The organism is Pelovirga sp., from assembly GCF_059864205.1.
In genome coordinates, this window is sequence record NZ_JCBCBS010000071.1 from 1 (window position 1) to 2,328 (window position 2,328).

Here is a 2,328-nt window from a genome sequence, read left to right on the forward strand (position 1 = left end):
TACGCCTCGCTCCGCGCAGAATGACACCCGTTTTTTTCCATCAACGTCCTTCTGTGTCATCCTGCGCGAAGTCGCAGGATCCAGATTATTAGCAAGTCGCATCGGTCGCGATCTTCTAACTGTTATAGCTGGAGCGAAGTGAATAAACAAATATTATAACAACAACCGAACCAATACAGCAGGCAAATGAATGACTGCAGCGCAAACAGCGGAGGATTTAGTTCCTGGACGGTTTAAAAACCCTGTAAAACGCATCGGATATAACACAGAGGGGAAAAAGCTGTCCATCATCTTTTCCCCTGGAGCCCCTGTCCGACAACCAGCCGGCAGCCGGCACCAGGGGCTTAAAATCAGGATTTTACCAGCCCCTCGAGATTATGCAGCAGCACCGAAAACGGATGAAAGTTTTGCGGTTCCTCGGCAATCAACGATTGGCGGGCGGCATCAAAGAAGCGCAGCTTGGCACGCCGCTGGATGAAAAAGGCTTCAGGTTGCTCTGCTGATTCCGTTGCCACCTGATACACCAGTTTGACATTGACAGCGTGAAGACTACTGATTAAAGATTCACGCGCCTGGCGATCCCAACTGTCACGTACCGGCACTTTCGCCAGTTGCGCCAGCAGCATATCAATGTTGACCTGTTGATCCACCAGCACCTTGATCTGTGCCAGGACATCAAGACTCTGACCGGAGCTGTCAACCATACACAACAACGGCAGAAAATCGACCAGGTTATCCAGCACCGAAAATTTGTAGGCGATGTCGGGATTCAACCCTTCATTCTGCAGCGTGCTTTTACGTTGCCGACAGTCCTGCCAGACAGCGGCCGGCAGAACCTTGGGCAACAAGCCGGCGTAGTCCTGAAGCTGAGCACTGATCCGTTCGAGATCGCTGGTGGTTGACGGGATCGCCATGCCGTAGCCAAGAGCAAACACACAGAAGGTGGCCAGAATATTTTCAAGGCGCAGCAGCAGCTCATATTGGCGTGCTGCCGCCATCTGATTATCGCAGGCATATACCGCGCGGCGCAGCTCTGTGCCGCTGAGCAGGCTGTCAAAGGTCAGATAGGCATTGGCGACGCTGACTTGCGAACGCCCGGTCAAACGACTGACAGTCTGCAAAAAGGCGCTGCCGGCCTGATCAACCACGCGGTTGGTGAGCATGGTCGCGATAATTTCACGCGCCAGCGGATGACGTGGCAGCTGTTCAGCATAGCGCTCACCAATTTCTGCCGGAAAATAATCAAAGAGCAGCTGTTTTACTACCTTGTTATCCGGCAATTCCGCCTCAAGCAGACCCCGATAGAGGAACATCTTGCTGTAGGCCAGCAGTACCGCCAGTTCCGGGCGGGTTAAGCGGTTGGGTTGCCGCAATGCCACATCTTTACGACTTGGCAGCCCTTCTCCACGGCGGTCAAGCAAGCCTGAACGGCTGAGCCGGTCGATCAGTTCAAGGTGCGGCTCGACATCCTTTTCAATGCGCAACTCATCCAGAGAGATAGACAAGGTCTGGGTGTAATTGTTGGCAAGCACATCCTGACAAACGGTTTCTTCAATCTCCGCCAGCAGGGCATAGCCGTCTTTAAGCGACTTGACTTTGCGCTCCTGGCGCAACAGGCGCAACAATATCTTCAGGTTGACCTCGTGATCAGAGCTGTCAACGCCACCGGAGTTATCGATGGCATCGGTATTTACCCGACCGCCATTAAGGGCAAACTCGATCCGCCCAGCCTGGGTCAACCCGAGATTCCCCCCCTCGCCGATCACTTTGGCACGCACCTCAAGGCCATCCGCGCGCAATCCATCGTTGGCACGATCACCGGCTTCTTCATGGTTCTGGGTAGAGGCCTTGATATAGGTGCCGATACCACCGTTCCACAACAGATCAACCGGCGCGGTCAGCAGTAATTTAATCAAACCGGGCACATCTATACTGCTCTGACGAACACCGAGCCATTTGGCAACCTGCGGGGACAGGGGAATCTCCTTGAGTTGTCGTGAATAAACGCCGCCACCGGCAGAGATCAGTTCACTGTTGTAGTCCTCCCAGGTTGAACGTGGCAGATTGAACAGCCGCCGGCGTTCCTGCCAGGAGGTTTGCGGATCAGGATTCGGGTCAAGAAAGATATGACGGTGATCAAAGGCTGCCAGCAGACGGATCTGCTTTGATAACAGCATGCCATTGCCGAACACGTCACCACTCATATCGCCGATGCCGACCACGGTAAAGGGCTCAGTCTGAATATCCTGTCCCATCTCCCGGAACAGACGTTTGACACTCTCCCAGGCGCCACGCGCGGTAATACCTAATTTCTTATGGTCATAACCG

1 protein-coding gene is annotated in these 2,328 nt (G+C 53.9%); it reads right to left on the reverse strand.

The window, feature by feature from the left end; all coding sequences use genetic code 11:
- Positions 1-350: 350 nt before the first annotated feature.
- Positions 351-2,328: NAD-glutamate dehydrogenase domain-containing protein (locus tag AC6F7T_RS04040; RefSeq protein ID WP_500716711.1), on the reverse strand; the 1,978-nt coding region annotated here is incomplete at its 5' end.